This window comes from Marinobacter sp. F4206 (genome assembly GCF_019392195.1).
Classification (GTDB): domain Bacteria; phylum Pseudomonadota; class Gammaproteobacteria; order Pseudomonadales; family Oleiphilaceae; genus Marinobacter.
In genome coordinates this window covers 76,421-94,212 of record NZ_JAHXKI010000002.1, presented here as the reverse complement: position 1 = coordinate 94,212, position 17,792 = coordinate 76,421, and the positions used below count along the sequence as shown (strand labels likewise).

Sequence of the window (17,792 nt, the reverse complement as noted above, 5' to 3'; positions counted from 1 at the left end):
TCAGGAAAACAAGGAAATGTCGGGCTTGTCTGGCTAGACTGTTTTCCCAGAAGAACAACATGACAGGAGTCAGCCTCCATGAACCGGTATGACACGCTTATTATCGGTGGCCGCTATTTTGATGGTACCGGCGGGCCATCCCGCATCGCCCATGTTGCGGTGCGCGACGGTCGCATCGAGCGGGTTTTCAATTCCGAGCCAGATGCCAACCTCGCGGATCGGGTGATCAACGCCGAGGGGTGTTGGGTTACACCGGGCTTCCTCGACACCCACACCCACTATGACGCAGAACTGATTGTCGCGCCCTCATTGTCCGAGTCCGTACGTCATGGTGTCACAACGGTGTTGATCGGCAGCTGCTCGCTCAGCATGGTGTGCTCGGACGCCGAGGACGCATCGGACATTTTTACCCGGGTGGAGACGGTGCCGAGGGAGAAAGTACTCCCGATTCTGCAGCAACATAAAAGCTGGCGCACGCCTTCGGGATGGCTGAGCTTTCTTCGTGAACATCCACTCGGCCCCAACGTGATCAGTTTTCTGGGGCACAGCGACCTGCGTGTCGGTGTCATGGGACTCCATCGCTCGACTGACCGCCGTATCAAGCCAACGGCGGAAGAGCAGGGACGGATGGAGCAGTTGCTGGAGGAGGCGTTACAGGTAGGGTTTCTCGGCTTGTCGACCATGTGCCTGAAGTGGGACAAGGTGGATGGTGACCGGGAATGGTCCAAGAGCCTGCCCAGCACTTACGCTCGGTGGCGTGAAGTCAGCCGCCTGAACCGGATCCTGCGCCGTTACGGGCGTGTGCACCAGGGAGCGCCCAATGCCGCCAATCCGCTTCAGGTAACCCAGTATCTGAGGGAAACCCTGGGTTGGTTCCGGAAGCCACTGAAAACCACCCTGATTGCAATGATTGATCTCAAAGGCAATCCCACGGTCCGGCCCATGGCAAACCTGGTGGGCTGGCTTGCCAACGCTTTCCGGGGCAATTTTCGCTGGCAGTTGCTACCCACACCCTTTGCAATCTATGCCGACGGCATGGACATTGTGCTGTTCGAGGAATTCGGAGCCGGAGAAATGGCACTGGATGTCCGCGACCAGATTGAGCGCAACGAGTTGCTGCAAGATGAAGAGTATCGACGAACCTTTCGCAAATTCTACAAGGAGAAGTTGTCGCCCCGGGTCTGGCAGAGAGATTTCGGTGATGCCATCGTCCTGGGTTGCCCGGATTCATCACTGATTGGTCGGAATTTCGCCGAACTGGCCGATGAGCGCGGAATCCATGTGGTCGACTTTTTCCTCGACATGGTCGTTGCCCATGGCCGGGCACTGCGATGGTTTACTGTTGTGGGTAACCATCGCGAGGACCGGCTTCGGCAAATGGTGAAAAATCCCCACGCCCTGATTACGTTTTCCGATGCTGGGGCGCACATTCGCAACATGGCCTTCTACAATCTGCCCCTCCGGTTCCTGAAGTTGGTTCGTGAAAGCCATCTGCGTGGCCAGCCGGTGATGTCCCTTGAGCGTGCCGTCCACCGGCTGACCGGGGAACAGGCCGACTGGCTGGGCATTGATGCCGGCCATATCCGGGAGGGGGATCGCGCGGACATTACCATTCTTGACCCCGAGGGCCTGAATCAGGACCTTGAGCAGGTGGCCTGGGCCGAAATGGAGAACTTTGGCCTGGAGCGGATGGTGAACCGGGTGCCAGGGTGCGTGAAGCATGTGCTGATCAATGGCCGGCCCGCGGTCACGGATGAACACATTGAACCGGCTCTGGGCAAGGAAACCGGATTCGGCCGATTCCTGCCCGCCACGACGGGATGATGTCAGCACTGACGCCGGTGCTTGGACCCACGAAACCAATCGAATAAACAGCAGGAAGTATGTGATGGCGCGAATACCGGTACCAGCTCTGGTCTGGACAGTGGTTTTTCTGGCAGTGCTGATCTGGTCCGGTGTTGGGCCCAAGGACCGCGCCACCTGGGTACTGGAGGTGCTGCCGGCGGTGATCGGTTTGTTCCTGGTAGTCTGGTGTGTTGTCCGTTTTCCGCTCACGCCTATGCTGTATTGGCTGATTCTGATTCACGCCGTCATTCTCATGGTGGGCGGGCATTACACCTATGCCGAGGTGCCCCTGTTTGACTGGTTTAGTGACTGGTTCGGGTGGGAGCGGAACAACTACGACAAGCTGGGGCACTTCGTCCAGGGCTTCGTCCCGGCGCTGATTGCCCGGGAACTGGTTATCCGGTTGGGAGTGTTCGCCAGACGTGGCTGGCGGTCTTTCTTTATTGTCTGTTTCTGCCTGGCCTTCAGTGCGTTCTACGAGCTGATCGAGTGGTGGGTCGCGCTGGCAAGTGAAGAAGCGGCTGAATCGTTCCTGGGGACTCAGGGCTACGTGTGGGACACCCAGTCGGACATGGCCTGGGCGCTGTCTGGCGCCATTCTTGCGCTGGTGTCCCTGGGAAAACTCCAGGATCGTCAGATTGCGGCGCTTGGCCGGCGCTGATTTGGCTTTTTCATCCAATTGGTCCGTTTGCCATGACTGATGCAACAGATTCCAACAGGGAGCCAACGGGGCTGCCAAAAAGCCAGCTGATCGGGTTGGCACTAGGTGCGTTCTTCCTGATAGCCACACAGATTCTGCCGCCACCTCAAACCATGGGGTCCGATTCCTGGGCCGCCCTGGGTCTGATGCTGTTGATGGCGACCTGGTGGTCGACCGAAGCCATCCCCATTCCCGCAACAGCATTGCTCCCCATCGTGCTGGTTCCCGCATTGGGACTTGGGTCGATCAGTGAAGCAACGTCGCCGTACGCCCATCCGATTATTTTCCTGTTCCTTGGAGGGTTCACTCTTGGGCTGGCGATGCAGCGCTGGAATTTGCATCGCCGTATTGCACTGCTGACGCTCAAGGCCATGGGCGATGAGCCCAAACGCCAGATTGGCGGTTTCATGCTCGCCACAGCGTTTCTCAGTATGTGGGTCAGCAATACCGCCACGTCGATCATGATGTTGCCGATCGGCCTGTCCGTGATTGCAATGATGGATACCGACCGTCCGGACGCCGTTCGCCGGTATGCCACGGCGTTGCTGCTTGCTATTGCCTACTCGGCCAGCATCGGCGGCATTGCCACTCTGATAGGCACGCCTCCCAATGCATTGCTGGCGGCCTACCTGAGTGAAAGTCAGGGCGTGTCCGTGGGGTTTGCACAATGGATGCTGCTTGGTGTTCCGGTAACGGTTGTCATGTTGATTGCTGCCTGGTGGTGGCTGACCCGAGGGGATTTCGGGCTTGGCCGAAAAGGCGATAGTGGCCAGATGATTCGCGATGAGCTGGCCGCTTTGGGGCCTTTGACGAAGGGTGAAAAGCTGGTCGGGCTGGTGTTTGTGGTGACTGCCAGCGCCTGGATTTTTCGCCCGCTGCTCTCGGACGGGTTGATGCCCTGGCTCAGTGACACTGGGATTGCCGTCGCCGCAGCCATCGTGATGTTTATTCTCCCGGTGGATTTACGGCAACGGGTGTTTGTACTGGACTGGGACACCGCCAAGGGCATTCCCTGGGGCGTACTGCTGTTATTTGGTGGCGGGCTGGCGATGGCCGGCGTCATTAGCAGTTCAGGGCTGGCGCAGTGGATCGCGGAGAGCCTGGGGGCTGCCAGTGTCCTGCCACCCATTGTCATCATTGGCTTGGTGGTTGGGGTGATTATTTTCCTCACCGAAGTGACCAGCAATACCGCCACGGCTGCGGCATTTTTGCCTCTTTTGGGAGCGCTGGCGGTGTCTCAAGGGCTGTCGCCTTTATTGTTGGCCGTGCCAGCCGCGGTTGCGGCCAGCTGCGCTTTCATGATGCCTGTGGCGACTCCGCCTAACGCCATCGTGTTTTCGTCCGGCCACATGAAAATCGGTGACATGATCAACGCGGGTTTTGCCTTAAACCTGATCGGTGTCGGCGTGGTCACACTGCTTTGCTACGTTCTCCTTGGTTTCGTGTTTGCTAACTAGAGCTGCTTGCCATCGGCCTCCGTTCCCGACAACCCACCGCCTGCTTCCCTCTCTGGAAAGCCTTGAACCAGTTCTCAAATCCGATTCCGGAGGCCTCTTCTGCACCGACAGATTTGAGGCACAGTTATCTTTAAGGGCTCAGGCTTTTCGGTATCTTACCGTAACAACATGTAACCCGATAAATGTCATGGCTAACAAGAACAGGGACCTCCTCTGACATGCTGCTGGTGCTCGCCGGATCCATTCTCACATTCACCATGGTGCAGGAAGCGACCGTGGTCGAGCCTTTCGAGAAAGGCACCGTTGTCATTGAGCAGGATGTCGATTCCGGGCCGGTACTGCTGCGCTCTGATATCCGGGTGGAGCCGCTGGTCGAGCAGAAATATCGGAACATCGTGCGCCAGGCCTACGACTACAGTTGCGGAAGCGCGGCGCTGACCACGGTACTGAACTTTTACCTGGGTCGGACACTGTCGGAACGTCAGGTGATGGAAGGACTGCTTCATTACGGGGAGAGTGAGCGGATTGTTCAACGACGGGCGTTTTCGATGCTTGACTTTAAACGTCTGGTAACGGCACTGGGTTATCCGTCGGGTGGATTCAGGGCCACCATTGATGATCTGAAAGATCTGGACCACCCCGCCATCGTTCCCATCCATCATGCCGGTTTCAAGCACTTCGTGGTTCTTCGAACAATCCGTGACGGCCGCGTTTATATGGCCGATCCATCGGTAGGCAACATCTCCTTTACCCTGGCGGAATTCGAGGACAAGTGGGATGACAACGTGCTCTTTATCGTTTTTCCCGGCAGTGATAAGCCACTGGACAACCTGGAGTTGAAAGAGGAAGACCTGCGATTTGTAGACGACCAGACCATGACCTTGCTGGCGCTGGAACGGATTCCGGAGTTCCACGAGGCGACTGAAAGGCGAATCCAGAATCTGCTGGAACGCCAGAAGAACAATCCCGACGGCAGCGTAGAAAACACCAGAAAACAACTGCATTACCGTCGTAACTAATTCTCCGGGTAGTTTTACCCGGGTCAGGAAATTACAAATAAAATAAGGGAGTCAGGATGAATCGTTGGTTTGTGCGAGGCGTTATCCTTGTTTCCACGGCAGGACTGCTTCCGGGCATGGCCCTGGCGCAGGAAGGCAATGTCGACCAGGCGCGGGAAGCCCTGGCCAAGCAGGAGGGAGATGAGGATTCTTCACAGCAACTGGAAGAGGTTTTTCAGGCTGCCGAGAAGAATTACTCGCTTCAGAAAAAGGGGTCTCACGCCCTTAACTACTCGTTCGATTATTCCTACACGGCAGACCAGCGTCTGGACCTTGCCATCACCGATGGCTCGGTCAGGAATCTCGATGTGGTTCCTTCCGCCACCCACAATTTCACCAATGCTTTTTCCTATGACTATGGCCTGCTGGATAACCTGACCGTAGGCACGCGGATTCCGCTGGTCGTGAAGTACGATTCGCAGGATGAGCTCACCGTCTATGACTTTGGCGATATTTCGTTCACCGGTCGGTGGCAGCCTTTTGCTTATGTCCCCGGGAAAATGTCGACCACGCTGTTCGGCACCTTCACCTCGAAAACCGGCGTCAGTCCGTACGAGATTGACATCAATGAGCAACTTTCGACCGGTAGTGGTTACTACTCTCTGGCCGGTGGCGCCAGCCTCTCGAAAGTCCTCGATCCGGTCGTTGTATTCGGTTCGGTCAGTTTGACCTATAACCTGCCGGCAGAGGATCTCAACCAGGTCCGAGGCGCCCGCTTGCTGACCGAAGTGGATCCAGGATTCGGTCTGTCCGGCTCCGCCGGCTTTGCCTATTCGCTGTCCTACGACATCTCCCTGAGTATTTCTGCGCAGCTCAGTTACAGCGACGAAACGGTGTTGACCTTCAGTAACGGTGATCAGGCTGTAGCTCAGGACCAGATGACGGGCTTCCTGAGCATGTCGCTCGGTACCCGGGTCAGCGACACCACCATCGTGAACACCAGTCTTGGTATTGGTTTGACCGAGGATGCCCCGGACTTCTCCCTGGGTGTATCCCTGCCCATTAATTTCTCCGGCCTCAAAGAGTGATTGGTGCCGCCGACGTTTTACGGGAAGGGAAGGACTTCATGGGACACAATAGCCACAAAAGGCAGATTCTCGCGGCGCTGATCGCCACGACCATCTCGTGTGGTGCCCAGGCCCAGCTGGTGCAGAATCTCACCATTCATCCAAAGGCGCTGGCGCTCGGTAACGCGGTGACCGCGGATCCCCCGGGGATCATGGCCATCCATTACAACCCGGCCGGTCTTACCAAGCTCGATGATCGCCAGCTTGAAGTAAACCTGATGAGCGTCTATCTGGATATCGACGCCGATTTTTTCGCACCCGAAGGGTATGAAATCTTCGGAATTGATGGTCTGGAAACGGATCCGCTGACAGGTAAACAGAAAGACCCGGTTGCGAACACTCACAGCCACACCAACAACGCCGCATTGTACGTTCCGGGTTACGGCATCCTTCGCGCGCCGCCTGGCCCCGCGGTTGCTCCCTCCGCCGGTATCAGTATCAATCCGCCGGGGTCCAAACTGACCTTTGCCAATGCGTTCTATCTTCCGCTGGTTGCCGGTTACTACCGGGACAAGGACGATCCAGGTCGTTACATGCCTCAGGCAACGGCTCTCCAGCGCACCACCTACCTTTCCCCGACCGTGGGTTATGAAATCAATGATGAATGGTCGGTTGGTGCGGGAATACATCTCTCACATATGGGGGTCGCCGCCGATCAGTATATGAGGGCGCCCAACCTGTTGCTGGGGGTCGCGGAAATACTTCAGGATGCCTTCAACTGTGAAAGCGGTGACGAGCCACTTCAGCCATGGCTTGCCCTCTGTGGTGGTAACGTCGGACCCTGGGATGACATCGGCGCCCTGAGCATCAATGTTCAGGAAACCTTGTCGCCAACCTATTCAGTGGGTGTGATGTGGGAGCCGACAGATTGGTTCAGTTGGGGGGCAAGTTATACCTCCGAAGCCGACATGAACATGAAGGGCTCCTATGAAATCGAGTACACGGATGATTGGTCCGGGTTCTGGCAGAGTGTAAACAGCTCGGTACTCGGCGCCATTACTTCGGCCATTCTCAGCCTGCCCTCGGGCGCCCCACGGGAGGCGGGGAATGTCAGCATGGACCTGGTGTACCCCCAGCACTTCCAGACCGGGATCAGTGTCGATGTACACCCCAAGCTGACCCTGAATGCGGATATCGGCTGGACCGATTACGCCCAGTGGGATGCGTTCGTGTTCCGGTTTGACCGAAACCTGGAATTTCTGAATGCAGCCAAGATTCTTTCGCCGGACAACGCTACCTCCAACACCTTACGCCTGCCACTGGGATTCAAGAGCCAGTGGAACTGGGCGTTTGGTGCCGAATTTCATGCCTCGTCGCGTCTGGACCTGAGGGCGGGTGTCGAGATCCGGGATTCTGTCATCCCGGACGATCAACGCTCGATCATGGCGCCGTTTGGTGGTGCCAACCTTTACAGCGTTGGTATGGGGTACAAGTGGGACAAGGATACCCAGATCGACATGAATCTCAGTTATCTGCAATCCATCGAGACCATTCCGGCAGACACCAGTTGTAACGTAAACTGCGACAATATCACCAACATCATCTACAACCCCTATGCGGGGCTGGATATTAAAACATCGCTTCGGGTGGTCATGGCGGGTCTCAGTTTTCGGACCAAATTCTGACCGGTTGGAGCCCGATGGCAGGGTGGACTCATTGCATGACGCTTCGCGTTCTGGTGAAAACAGTCGCTGTTTTTTTAGCCGCCGGTCTGGTTGTCGGGTGCCAGGTTGGCGGAGGCTCGGTATCCCAACGGGAAGGGTATTTCACGTGGGTGGATGAGCAGGGCAGAGTCCGCTATTCACCCATCGTAGATACCCCTGAAGAGGCCTCTGGTGCGGACGTGGAGCCTGAGGTTAGTGCTCCGGAAGGCAAGTTTGCCGGGGACGACGCTGATGGGCGCCAGATGTCCCAGACACTGGAAGAGGAAACCGAGTACACCCTGGAGAACTACCCGGACGCAACCGAGCTCGCCAGGGACGGTTACGTTCGCCCCGGCGAGCGGCAGCCGTATTTTACCTGGCGTGACGCCGAAGGAAATGTTCGGGTCAGTTATTTCCAGCCGGATACCCGCAGTGACGAGGAGAAAGGGCGTGTTCCGCCGCCCATCGAACTGACGCCCGCCAGTATTTACCACGCCGGCCCCGACATTGAACCGGAACGGCCCGTGACAGGAAGTGATCCAGACGCCTTTGCCGTCCTTGGTATAGAACCTGACGATGGCAATTATTTTGCCCGCTTCAGCGAGTTCTGCTGTCGTGGCCTGGACACCAGTGATCACGAGGAGTGGCAGCAAGGCAGGGAGTTTGGTGTCGATATTAACGAACAGTCTCCAGCCCACAATTTTCTTACCGGAGACAGTCCGTTCCAGCTGATTTCTCTTTCCAGTGAGTCCGGTCGATCAGATTTCATCGCGCGCATCAGATCCTACGCTCAGGACGGCGTTTTCGTGCCGTCGCTGGTCTTTCTGGACGGGCAGTTCCAGCCGGTACGGCTGGTCACAGATCTGGTCAGTTCCTATGAACCGGAGACGTGGAGCCGTCGGGGGTTTCTGGAGGCCTGGGTGCCGGTCTTTCCGGGACAGGGCGAACGCTGGCTGGTCATCTTCACCCGCAACATCGACCTGAAGGGTCAAACCGTCATTGAGACGGACAAGGGACCAGAGGCCATTCCCCATGTGAGCCATGGGGAAATCGGGCTGATGACGGCCGGTCCGGAGTGAGAAGGGCGCATCAGTCTTCGGGTTGAGTCAGATCCAGCCATTGCTGTGACAGCCAGTAATATCGGCCGCCTCCAGCCGGGTACGTGCAGTTGTAGCGGAAGCGACGGCTGTTAAATGCCTCCGGCGCCTGTACTGTGACTTCGCCCTCATCGACTTCGAAGTCAATGCGCCCCATTCCTGACGCGAAGCATGTCAGTCGAGATGATTCCATGGATGGAGGCAGGGTGAAGGCCAGTTCAGGCGGATTTTCGGAGATCACCCCGTCGGGCAGGCTGCTTGCGTCAACTGGAAATGCCTTGCTCCGCAATTTGTTTTCGAGGCCATTGAGCTGGCCGTAGGCGTTTGCCATCGGGAACCGGGGCAGCCGGGTATCATCCGAGGTTTGGGCAATTGCGCCGGATTGCTGGCCATATCCGTACCACCCCCGGTCAGCCAGTTTCGCCTCCAGGGCCGAATCAAATTCGCCATAGGGGTAGGCGAACAACGGCGCCGGGTTATCAAGTTGCTCTCGGAGGGTCGCCTGGGCGGAATCCAGACTTTGATCGATGCGCCGTGCCCACTGACTCTCACTCTCAGCGGGTTTGCGGGCCAGGTGGCCATGGTCGGCGCTATGATTCGCAAGGGTGACGCCTTCCCTTTGGCCCAGTTCCCTCAACTGTTCCCAGGTCATATAACCATGGCGGCCAACCGCTTCGGTTTTCACGAAAATGGTATAGGGATAGTTCTTGGACGCCAATACCGGTGCGGCGGTGGAATAGACCGAGTCGTAGGCGTCGTCAAAGGTGATAGCCAATCGATTTTCCGTTCCGGGCTCACTGGCGAGGGCTTCCTGAGTGCCGCTCTCCAGTGGCACAACCGCCAGTTCGAGGTCCGAAATCATGTCCATTTGAGCGTTGAACAGAGAAACCGAGGTGCTGGTAGAGGACGGCGTGGAATCACTGACATGGTGATATTGCAGCACAACAAGGTCGGCGCCGGCCCGCAGGGACAGTGAGGCCAGAGCAAGCAACAGAATTGGCTTCAATAAGGTTCGTTGTACCATGAAATATCCTTTCAAACGGTGATAACTCGGAGTGTGACACTCAGGTGGCAAGTTGAAAGTGGGCCTTGAGGACGGCGAATGCCTGATTGAGTGCCTGGATGCTTCGGGTGTCGCCTCCCCGGTCGGGATGTGCCTGCATAACGGCTCGCCGGAAACGCTGTTTTACCTCCGGAAAACTGTCCGGGACCTTGTTGAAGCCCAGTTTTTCCGCGGCAGCGAGGGTCTCGGAGGCTTCCGGCCTGTTGCCGGGTCTCCCGGCCCAGAAATCGTCCATCATCCGTTGTATGGCATCCTCCGGAAGACGGTACTGAGACAGGTCCAGATAGAACTCCCGTAGCTTGTCCTTTTCATCAGGCAGGCCAGAGCCACCAATGACGGTTTGGGGGACAAGGCGAATCCGCAGTGGGGCTATTTGCAGTGTTTCACTGGTCTGTGAAAGCTGGTCCCGAAGCCGATAAAGCGTATGGAACAGCAGAAAATGCACCGGGTACAGTTTCTCTGGATCGTTGAAGCAGACATCGCCAATCAGTTCCCAAGGGGGCTGCTGTAGCGCCTTGATGAGCGCCAGCTCGCTGACCCCGTCAGGCGCCTGACGAAGTTCGTGCTCCACCGCCACCAGCAGGTGTTGTATCTGCTGTTCCAGAATACCGTTATCACTGCGGGCGGCGGAATCTGAACGCTGCCGGATTGAGGTGGAATCAGTCATGCGCCAATAGTAGGGCAGTCGAGCGTGTCAGGAAAGTCTCGAAAGCTCGGGTATGCCGCCCAGGAACAGCGCCGTGGAAAAATGAGTCGCTCGAAGCGCCTCCCGGTCGGCGGTTTCGGGTTCGCGATGAGCCCTCTGGGCAACCCGCAGGCTCATTTCATAGGCGACCCCGAAAAACGCTGCGCAAAGAAAGTCGTGATCCAGTTCAGGTAATAGCCCGCGGGTCATCGCCTCCCGAACGTCTTCTTCAAGAGACAGCATTGTCAGCCCGAGAATGTCTGAACCGAAGAGTTTCCGCAGAGCCCGGTCGTTGCGATGAGCCAGCTCATAGACCAGTGGATCACGTGCGGTGGCGGTGTAGAGAGCGAGATAGGCCGAATGAATGAAGTCTTTCGTGGAGTCGGCCGCCCGGCGATTACGGGTGAGACTCGTGTTCAGCTGGGTCAGGAAGTCGGTCAGCAACGCCGCGAAGATATCCTGTTTGCTGGAAAAGTAGTTGTAGAAGGTGCCCGCGGCGAGGTCCGTACGCCTGACAATATCCCGGATCGTGGAGTTGTCGTAGCCATGTTCTCGAAAGCATTCCCGGGCGGCGTCGAGGATCGCCTTTCGGTTACGGGCACGGTTGAGCTCTCGTTTTCCGGTAATCTGGTGATGCGGTTGCAACATATCCATGTTGGTATCCTGTCCCTGAATCCATGTGACGCGTATAATCCGACGCTCATTAACCTTATGAACGTAGTTGGTATGTCCGAAGCAATGATCGCCAGTCCCGAACCGTCCCAGAGCGCCAAGTTCGGGCGCCGTCAGAAACTGGAGCTGAACAAACTGCAGAAGCGTCTGCGCCGTGACGTCGGGCAGGCGATTGCCGATTTCTCGATGATTGAAGCCGGCGACAAGGTGATGTGTTGCCTTTCCGGTGGCAAAGACTCCTACGCCATGCTCGACATTCTGCTCAATCTGCAGAAAAGTGCACCGGTTTCCTTTGAGCTGATTGCGGTCAACCTTGATCAGAAACAGCCCGGATTTCCGGAGGAAGTGCTACCCGAGTACCTGAAAACCATGGGTATCGAGTACCACATCATCGAGAAGGACACCTACAGTATTGTTAAGGAAAAAGTGCCGGAAGGGAAGACCACATGTGGTCTGTGTTCGCGGCTACGGCGCGGAATCCTCTATAATTTTGCAGAAGAGCACGGGGTAACGAAGATCGCCCTGGGCCATCACCGCGACGACCTCCTGGAAACCCTCTTCCTGAATATGTTTTACGGCGGCAAACTGAAGTCCATGCCACCGGTCCTGCACAGCGACGATGGACGAAACACAGTGATCCGGCCTCTGGCATACTGCCGTGAGAAGGACATTGCCCGTTACGCAGGCCTTCGCGCGTTTCCGATCATTCCCTGTAATCTGTGTGGCTCTCAGGAGAATCTGCAGCGTCAGGTGATCAAAGACATGTTTCAGTCCTGGGATAAGCAGCATCCGGGGCGCCTGGAAACCATGTTCCGGGCCATGTGTAATGTCGAACCGTCACACCTTGCCGATACCAACCTCTATAATTTCCGCGATGGCGAGCGCCTGGGCGGGAAGCGACAAGCGGCACAGACTGCAGAGCCCGAAGAAGCGAACAGTTTCGGTCGTCTGGATGTCCTGAATATCTAGCGTTCGTCGTCTGGAATGCGCCGGTGAGGCCTCGACCTCAATGGGCCAGCGCGCCGGTCAGTGGCAGGGTCCAGATACCGAACACAATCAGCAGGGCGCCGGTCAGCTTCCGAAAGAGCCGGTGGCCCTGCAGCCCCCGTACCCAGCCTGCAGCATAACCGGTTGCCAACATGGAGGGGAGCGTGCCAAGACCAAAGAACAGCATGGTCAGCGCCGCGGAGCCGACGGTCGGTTGAAGCGCCGCCCATCCCAGAGTGGTGTAGATCAGGCCACAAGGCAGCCACCCCCAGAGCGCTCCCAGCGCAAGAGCCTGCCCGACGTGATTAACCGGTAGAAAGCGGCGGGTGAGCGGGGACAAACGCTTCCAGACCGGCGCTCCGACCCGTTCAATGTGCCGGATACCCTGCCACCATTGTCCCATCGACAGGCCCATGACGATCAGTAGAAGGCCTGCTACGGAGCGAAGGACGACTCCGAGCTCTGACCACTGGTTCGCGGCCGAGGTGCTGAGCAGTGCCACCAGTGTGGCAATCAGAGCATAGCTGGTAATGCGACCCGCGTTGAAGGCCAGCAGCATCAGAGTCTGGCGGATTCGGAAGCCTTTACCGACTGGCAGGGCCATGGACAGTGAGGCGCTGATGCCACCGCACATGCCCAGACAGTGAGAACTTCCCAGCAGACCGATCAGAAAGGCGCTGGGATAACTGAGATAGAGTTCCGGGCCCATCAGCGTTTCGAGGCGTCCTCGTCGGAGTTGGAATCCGGGGCCTGCCCGGTTCCCTGTTCCGGGGCAGCAGTCGACTTGTCCGTACGGGCGTCGTCCGGAATCATGTCTTTGTCATCGTCATAGAGAATCCGATGCGCCGGCCCCTCGAGATCATCGTACTGACCGCTTTTGACCGCCCACGAGAACAGGAAAATGCCGAGTGCCACGACAATCAACACCAGTGGGACCAGAATCATAACGATTTGCACGGCGAAACCTCGCGGAGAAAATATTCGGACACGGTATCAGGACACAACCTGGGCGCCAACCGCTGGATTGATCTGGTTCTTCGGCCCGCGGGACTGTGCGCCCAGACGCAGGGCATTCAGGACGACGACCAGGGAACTCACGGACATGCCGATAGCTGCGAGCCAGGGCGGTACCATGCCCGCCGCGGCAAGGGGTAGGGCGCAGACGTTGTAGACGAGCGCCCACGCAAGGTTCTGGCGTATGACCCTGCGGGTAAGAAGGCTGGTTTTCAGGGCTTCGACCAATTGCGCCAATTGGCCATTCAGCAGCACCGCATCCGCATGAAGCTGGGTCAGGTCCGCGGCTGACCCCATGGCGACGGATATACCTGCACCGGCCATGGACGGCAGGTCATTGAGCCCGTCCCCGACCATCATGATGTTGCGACCTTCCCGGGTCAGCTTGTTCAGTATGTCTAATTTCTGCTCGGGGGATGCCTGGCCAATGGCCTCTTCAATGCCCAGCTCCCGGGCAACCTGGGAGACATGGTCCGAACGGTCCCCACTCAGCAGAAGGGTACGGATGCCAAGTCCCTGGAGGGCATGGATGGCACTCGCGGCGTCCGGTCTCGGTTGATCGTCGAGACAGAAGCAGGCCAGCCATTCACTGTCTGATGCAAGCCAGATTTCCATGCCGTTGTAGTCCGGCGAGACCGGTGCTGGCAGGCTGACCGAAGACGCCACAAAATCCTTGTGGCCGATGTAGAGTCGCTGATTGCCCAGTGTTCCCGAGAGCCCGCCGCCAAGATGGTTTTTGACCTGTTCCACGGCTGCCGAAGGCTGGTTGTGGAAAACCCGGGCAATCGGATGTTCCGAGTGTTGCTCCAGCCCTGCGGCCAACTTGAGGCACGCAGGTTCGTCCAGGTCTCCTAACACCTTCAATGCCACAAGACTCAGTTCGCCCCGGGTCAGGGTACCGGTCTTGTCGAAGATAACGGTATCAACCGTGTTCATTGATTCCAGGGTATGCCCCCGGGTCGGTAGGAAGCCCAGACGCCGGAGTTTTACGGTAGCTGCGGTAATGGCGGTCGGTGTCGCCAAAGACAGTGCACACGGGCAGGTGACCACCAAGACGGACAGGGTAATGTCGAAAGCGTTGTCCGCTCCTGCCAGCCACCAGCCAAACCAGACCACCGGGGCCAGCACCAGCACCCGGGCCACGAATTTGCCGGCGATCCGGTCGGCCATCAGCGCTACCGGTGGTTTTTCGGCCTGAACCCGATCGAGAACCCGCATGATCCCTGACAGCCTGGTCTGGGAGCCGGCTTTGACCACCCGGACATCCAGCGGATTTTCGCCGTTAATGCAGCCGGCGTGGACGGTATCGCCGGGGGACCGGGTTTCAGGCAGGTATTCACCCGTCAGCGCTGCCTCATTGAGGGTGGACTGACCGTGGACGATTTCGCCGTCAACTGGCAGAGTCTCTCCGGGCCGGACGCGAATTACGTCCCCCGGTTTGACAGCATGCGCCGGAACCACCTCAATGTGTTCGCCCTGAACACGGGTAGCTACCGATGGCTGGAAGCCTGCCAGGGCATTGCCGGTCAGGCCGGCGCGGAAACGTGCCTGAACCTCAATGTACCGGCCCAATAGCAGGAAAAAGGTGAACATGCAGACTGACTCAAAATACACTTCTTCCCCACCGAATGCCGTCACCCAGGCGCTGGCTGCGTAGGCGAGGCCAATGGCAATGGCGACCGGGACATCCATGGTCAGGTGGTGGGTTTGCAGATCACGCCATGCATTGCTGAAAAAGGGGCGCGCGCTATAGAAAACGACCGGCGTGGCGATCAGCAGGCTGAACCAGCGGAAGAAGCTGACGAACTCCGGCGACAGGTCGTTTACCATTTCAAAGTAGAGCGGAAAAGCCAGCATCATGCTCTGAAAGGAACCAATGCCGGCGAGCACCAGCCGGATCAGCATGGAGCGGTGCTCCGATCTCAGTGCCTGCTCCGCTTCGTCTGGCTGGTAGGGACGTGCGGTATACCCGAGTTCGTGAATGGCAATCAGCAGGTCGCTGAGTCGACTCTGATCCTGGGCCCAGACCAGGCGGGCACGTTGGGTAGTATGGTTGACACTGAAAGACAGCACACCAGGCTGCTTTTTTATGTGGTTTTCGAGAAGCCAGATGCAGGCTGCGCAGGTGATACCGCCTATCAAGAGCTGGGCTTCCTCTCCACCTTTGACCGGCGAGACAAACGCTTGCTGGACCAGAGGGTGATCCAGTTCCCGGATGCGATCAAGTTCCGAGCTGGATAGTTGCCGCGGTGTAACGGCAGGCTCGGTGCGTATGTCGTAGAAACCGGTCAGCCCCTCGCCGTGGATGGTTTCGCACACGGCCTTACAGCCTTGGCAGCAAAAGTGCCGTATCCGTCCATCCAACTCAAGGGTAATCGGTGGCTCACCATCGGCTGGTTCGCCGCAGTGGAAGCACTCCAGGGCCTTCACCCTTTAGCGGCGCCTTCCGAGCTGACAGTGATCCCGTTGTCCGCCGGTAGCCAGGCTTCGCCTTTCAATCGCCACTGGTTATCGGGCCCTCGCAGGTCGTAGTACCAACGGCCATCAATATCTTCGAGCATCTTGCCACTGTATTGCCCGGTGCCTGTTTTCTGGAACTGAATCGTGCGGTCAAGGTCCGCCAGGGTCGGGTGGAACAGGTTCAGGACCAGGTACGGGAAATCCGCCGGCCCGTTGTCTGTGGACAGGTTGAGGGCAATGGTGCGGTCATCAAAACGCATCTCCGCAACCATACCAAGGTCTTTGGCCTTCTGGTCACGGGCTATTTCCATGTTGATGCCGCGGCCCTCTTTTGAGTAATCGTCGGTGACCATGGTGTCTTCCAAGTTGGTGGCGACGATGATCATGAAGATACACCAGATGATGGCGGCCAGCGGGAAAATGGTCAGGAACCAGAACCAGGGCTGGCGATACCAGGGAGCTATTGGAGCTTGTTCAGTCATATTACTCGTTCTCGTATAAACAGGGTGGTCGTCGCGCGAGTCTCGGATCAGCGCGTTGGACCAACAAATCGGCTTTCAGTTTCCAGCATCAGTGAATTGTCTGTTTGCGACTTGGCCTGAAAGTAAATTTCATTGTTGGACTGCGCAATGGATTCTGGTGGCACATCAACAACGGTCGGCAATGACCGGTTTTCACCACTCTCCACCGTTACCGACGTCTGGGTCAAAATCTGGATGTCGTCCAGGCCTCGAACCGAAACCGAGAAGGTTTGGGGCACTTCTGTCATGTTGGCAATTTTCAGGGTGTAGGAGTTCTCTATTCTGCCCTGGCCATTAAAGCTGTAGAGTGCGCCCCGGTCACGGAGTGCATCCATCTGCGCCGGTACCCGTGTTGCGATAGTCACGATGATGGCGGCGATCATGATCGACAGAACCGCGCCGTAGCCGAAGGTCCTCGGGCGAAGCAGTTTGGACGTCTTGCCCTCCAGTTCGTTCTCGGTGGTGTAGCGAATCAGGCCCCGGGGGTAATCCATCTTGTCCATGATTTCGTCGCAGGCATCAATGCAAAGTGCACAGCCAATGCACTCGTACTGCAGACCATCGCGGATATCGATACCGGTTGGGCACACCTGAACGCATTGGCCGCAGTCGATGCAGTCGCCAAGGCCCGCTTCGGCCGGGTCTATGCCCTTCTTGCGTCCGCCACGGGGTTCGCCCCGGTTGGGATCGTATGAAACAACGCGGGTGTTGGGGTCGAACATGACCGACTGGAAGCGGGCGTAGGGGCACATGTACAGGCACACCTGCTCGCGCATCCAGCCGGCATTGAGATAGGTTGCAACGGTAAAGAAGGCGACCCAGAAATAGGCCCAGCCATTGGCTTGTAGCGTAAAGAGATCGGCGATCAGTTCCCGGATAGGATAGAAATATCCGACGAACGTGAGGCCGGTTGCCAAGGCGATCAGTAGCCAGGCCGCGTGCTTGGCCGACTTTTTCGCAATTTTTTCGCCGGACCGCGGGGCCTTGTCGAGTTTCATCCGTTTGTTACGGCTGCCCTCAATGCGTTCCTCAACCCACATGAAGATAAACGTCCACACTGTCTGCGGGCAGGTGTAGCCGCACCACACGCGCCCAAAGAGGGTGGTGATGAAAAACAGGCCAAAGGCACAGATAATGAGCATCCCGGACAGGAGAATGAAATCCTTCGGGTAGAACGTCAGACCGTAGAGGTGGAACTCCCGGGCCGGAAGGTCAAAATGGATCAGTGGCTGGCCGTCCAGAGTTATCCAGACAAACAGGAAGTACATGCCCATCAGCAGCATCAGGCTGACATTCCGGATGCGCTGAAAGAAGCCTTTGACTTCCTTTACATAGATTTTCTTGCGGCTGGCGTAGAGTTCGACACTTCCGGATTTTTTATTGTTATCGGAGGGGTCAGAGGATGGGTCAACCTGTTTGACCGGAATCTCACTGCTCATCGAAACCTCCCGATGAAAGGGTAAAGCACGAAGCGGGCCCGGAGAGGGTCTGCTGATCTGTTCCAGGCTGTGTCCGGCTGGGGG

Annotated in this window: 16 protein-coding genes; 8 read left to right on the top strand and 8 right to left on the bottom strand. The window is 57.5% G+C overall.

Annotation, left to right across the window (positions count from 1 at the left end; translation table 11 throughout):
• Nucleotides 1–78 precede the first annotated feature (78 nt).
• The 7 genes from KZO34_RS02725 to KZO34_RS02695 all read left to right on the top strand — a co-directional run bounded on the left by KZO34_RS02725 (nt 79) and on the right by KZO34_RS02695 (nt 8,849).
• Nucleotides 79–1,824, top strand: a complete 1,746-nt coding sequence (locus tag KZO34_RS02725) for an N-acyl-D-amino-acid deacylase family protein (RefSeq protein ID WP_219473168.1) — start codon at nt 79–81, stop codon at nt 1,822–1,824.
• A 64-nt stretch (nt 1,825–1,888) separates the two neighbouring features.
• A complete protein-coding gene (locus KZO34_RS02720; protein WP_219473167.1) occupies nt 1,889–2,506 on the top strand; it encodes a DUF2238 domain-containing protein in 618 nt (205 codons plus the stop codon).
• A 32-nt stretch (nt 2,507–2,538) separates the two neighbouring features.
• Nucleotides 2,539–4,002, top strand: a complete 1,464-nt coding sequence (locus KZO34_RS02715; protein ID WP_219473166.1) for an SLC13 family permease — start codon at nt 2,539–2,541, stop codon at nt 4,000–4,002.
• Between the two features lie 218 nt (nt 4,003–4,220).
• The gene (locus KZO34_RS02710) at nt 4,221–5,021 is read left to right on the top strand and encodes a C39 family peptidase (protein WP_219473165.1); all 801 of its coding nucleotides are present in this window, start codon (nt 4,221–4,223) and stop codon (nt 5,019–5,021) included.
• Nucleotides 5,022–5,077: 56 nt separating this feature from the next.
• A complete protein-coding gene (locus KZO34_RS02705; RefSeq protein ID WP_219473164.1) occupies nt 5,078–6,088 on the top strand; it encodes a transporter in 1,011 nt (336 codons plus the stop codon).
• Between the two features lie 38 nt (nt 6,089–6,126).
• Nucleotides 6,127–7,752, top strand: coding sequence for an OmpP1/FadL family transporter (locus KZO34_RS02700; RefSeq protein ID WP_219473163.1), 1,626 nt, complete (start codon nt 6,127–6,129; stop codon nt 7,750–7,752).
• Nucleotides 7,753–7,787: 35 nt separating this feature from the next.
• Entirely contained in the window at nt 7,788–8,849 is a 1,062-nt protein-coding gene (locus KZO34_RS02695; protein WP_219473161.1) for a MalM family protein, read from the top strand.
• Nucleotides 8,850–8,859: 10 nt separating this feature from the next.
• Here KZO34_RS02695 and KZO34_RS02690 read toward each other — a convergent pair whose 3' ends face one another.
• Genes KZO34_RS02690 through KZO34_RS02680 form a run of 3 tightly spaced genes read right to left on the bottom strand, consistent with a single transcriptional unit; the run spans nt 8,860 to nt 11,269 of the window.
• Entirely contained in the window at nt 8,860–9,891 is a 1,032-nt protein-coding gene (locus KZO34_RS02690) for a polysaccharide deacetylase family protein (RefSeq protein ID WP_219473159.1), read from the bottom strand.
• Nucleotides 9,892–9,931: 40 nt separating this feature from the next.
• A complete protein-coding gene (locus tag KZO34_RS02685) occupies nt 9,932–10,597 on the bottom strand; it encodes a DNA-J related domain-containing protein (RefSeq protein WP_219473157.1) in 666 nt (221 codons plus the stop codon).
• Nucleotides 10,598–10,624: 27 nt separating this feature from the next.
• Nucleotides 10,625–11,269: a TetR/AcrR family transcriptional regulator gene (locus KZO34_RS02680; RefSeq protein WP_219473154.1), complete on the bottom strand. Its 645-nt coding sequence runs from the start codon at nt 11,267–11,269 to the stop codon at nt 10,625–10,627.
• Nucleotides 11,270–11,341: 72 nt separating this feature from the next.
• Here KZO34_RS02680 and ttcA point away from each other — a divergent pair, with 72 nt between their 5' ends.
• Nucleotides 11,342–12,256, top strand: coding sequence for a tRNA 2-thiocytidine(32) synthetase TtcA (ttcA, locus tag KZO34_RS02675; RefSeq protein WP_219473153.1), 915 nt, complete (start codon nt 11,342–11,344; stop codon nt 12,254–12,256).
• A gap of 37 nt (nt 12,257–12,293) precedes the next feature.
• On the opposite strand, the gene KZO34_RS02670 is transcribed toward ttcA, so the two are convergent.
• From KZO34_RS02670 to ccoG, 5 genes are read right to left on the bottom strand one after another with little or no spacing between them, the layout of a single operon-like run.
• Nucleotides 12,294–12,983, bottom strand: coding sequence for a sulfite exporter TauE/SafE family protein (locus KZO34_RS02670; RefSeq protein WP_219473151.1), 690 nt, complete (start codon nt 12,981–12,983; stop codon nt 12,294–12,296).
• Nucleotides 12,983–13,231, bottom strand: a complete 249-nt coding sequence (ccoS, locus tag KZO34_RS02665; protein ID WP_219473149.1) for a cbb3-type cytochrome oxidase assembly protein CcoS — start codon at nt 13,229–13,231, stop codon at nt 12,983–12,985. The genes KZO34_RS02670 and ccoS overlap by 1 nt, the downstream gene beginning before the upstream one ends.
• 36 nt (nt 13,232–13,267) lie before the next feature.
• Nucleotides 13,268–15,718: a heavy metal translocating P-type ATPase gene (locus KZO34_RS02660; protein WP_219473147.1), complete on the bottom strand. Its 2,451-nt coding sequence runs from the start codon at nt 15,716–15,718 to the stop codon at nt 13,268–13,270.
• A complete protein-coding gene (locus KZO34_RS02655; protein ID WP_219473145.1) occupies nt 15,715–16,230 on the bottom strand; it encodes a FixH family protein in 516 nt (171 codons plus the stop codon). The genes KZO34_RS02660 and KZO34_RS02655 overlap by 4 nt, the downstream gene beginning before the upstream one ends.
• Before the next feature lie 47 nt (nt 16,231–16,277).
• Nucleotides 16,278–17,708, bottom strand: a complete 1,431-nt coding sequence (gene ccoG / locus KZO34_RS02650; protein ID WP_219473143.1) for a cytochrome c oxidase accessory protein CcoG — start codon at nt 17,706–17,708, stop codon at nt 16,278–16,280.
• Nucleotides 17,709–17,792: the final 84 nt, after the last annotated feature.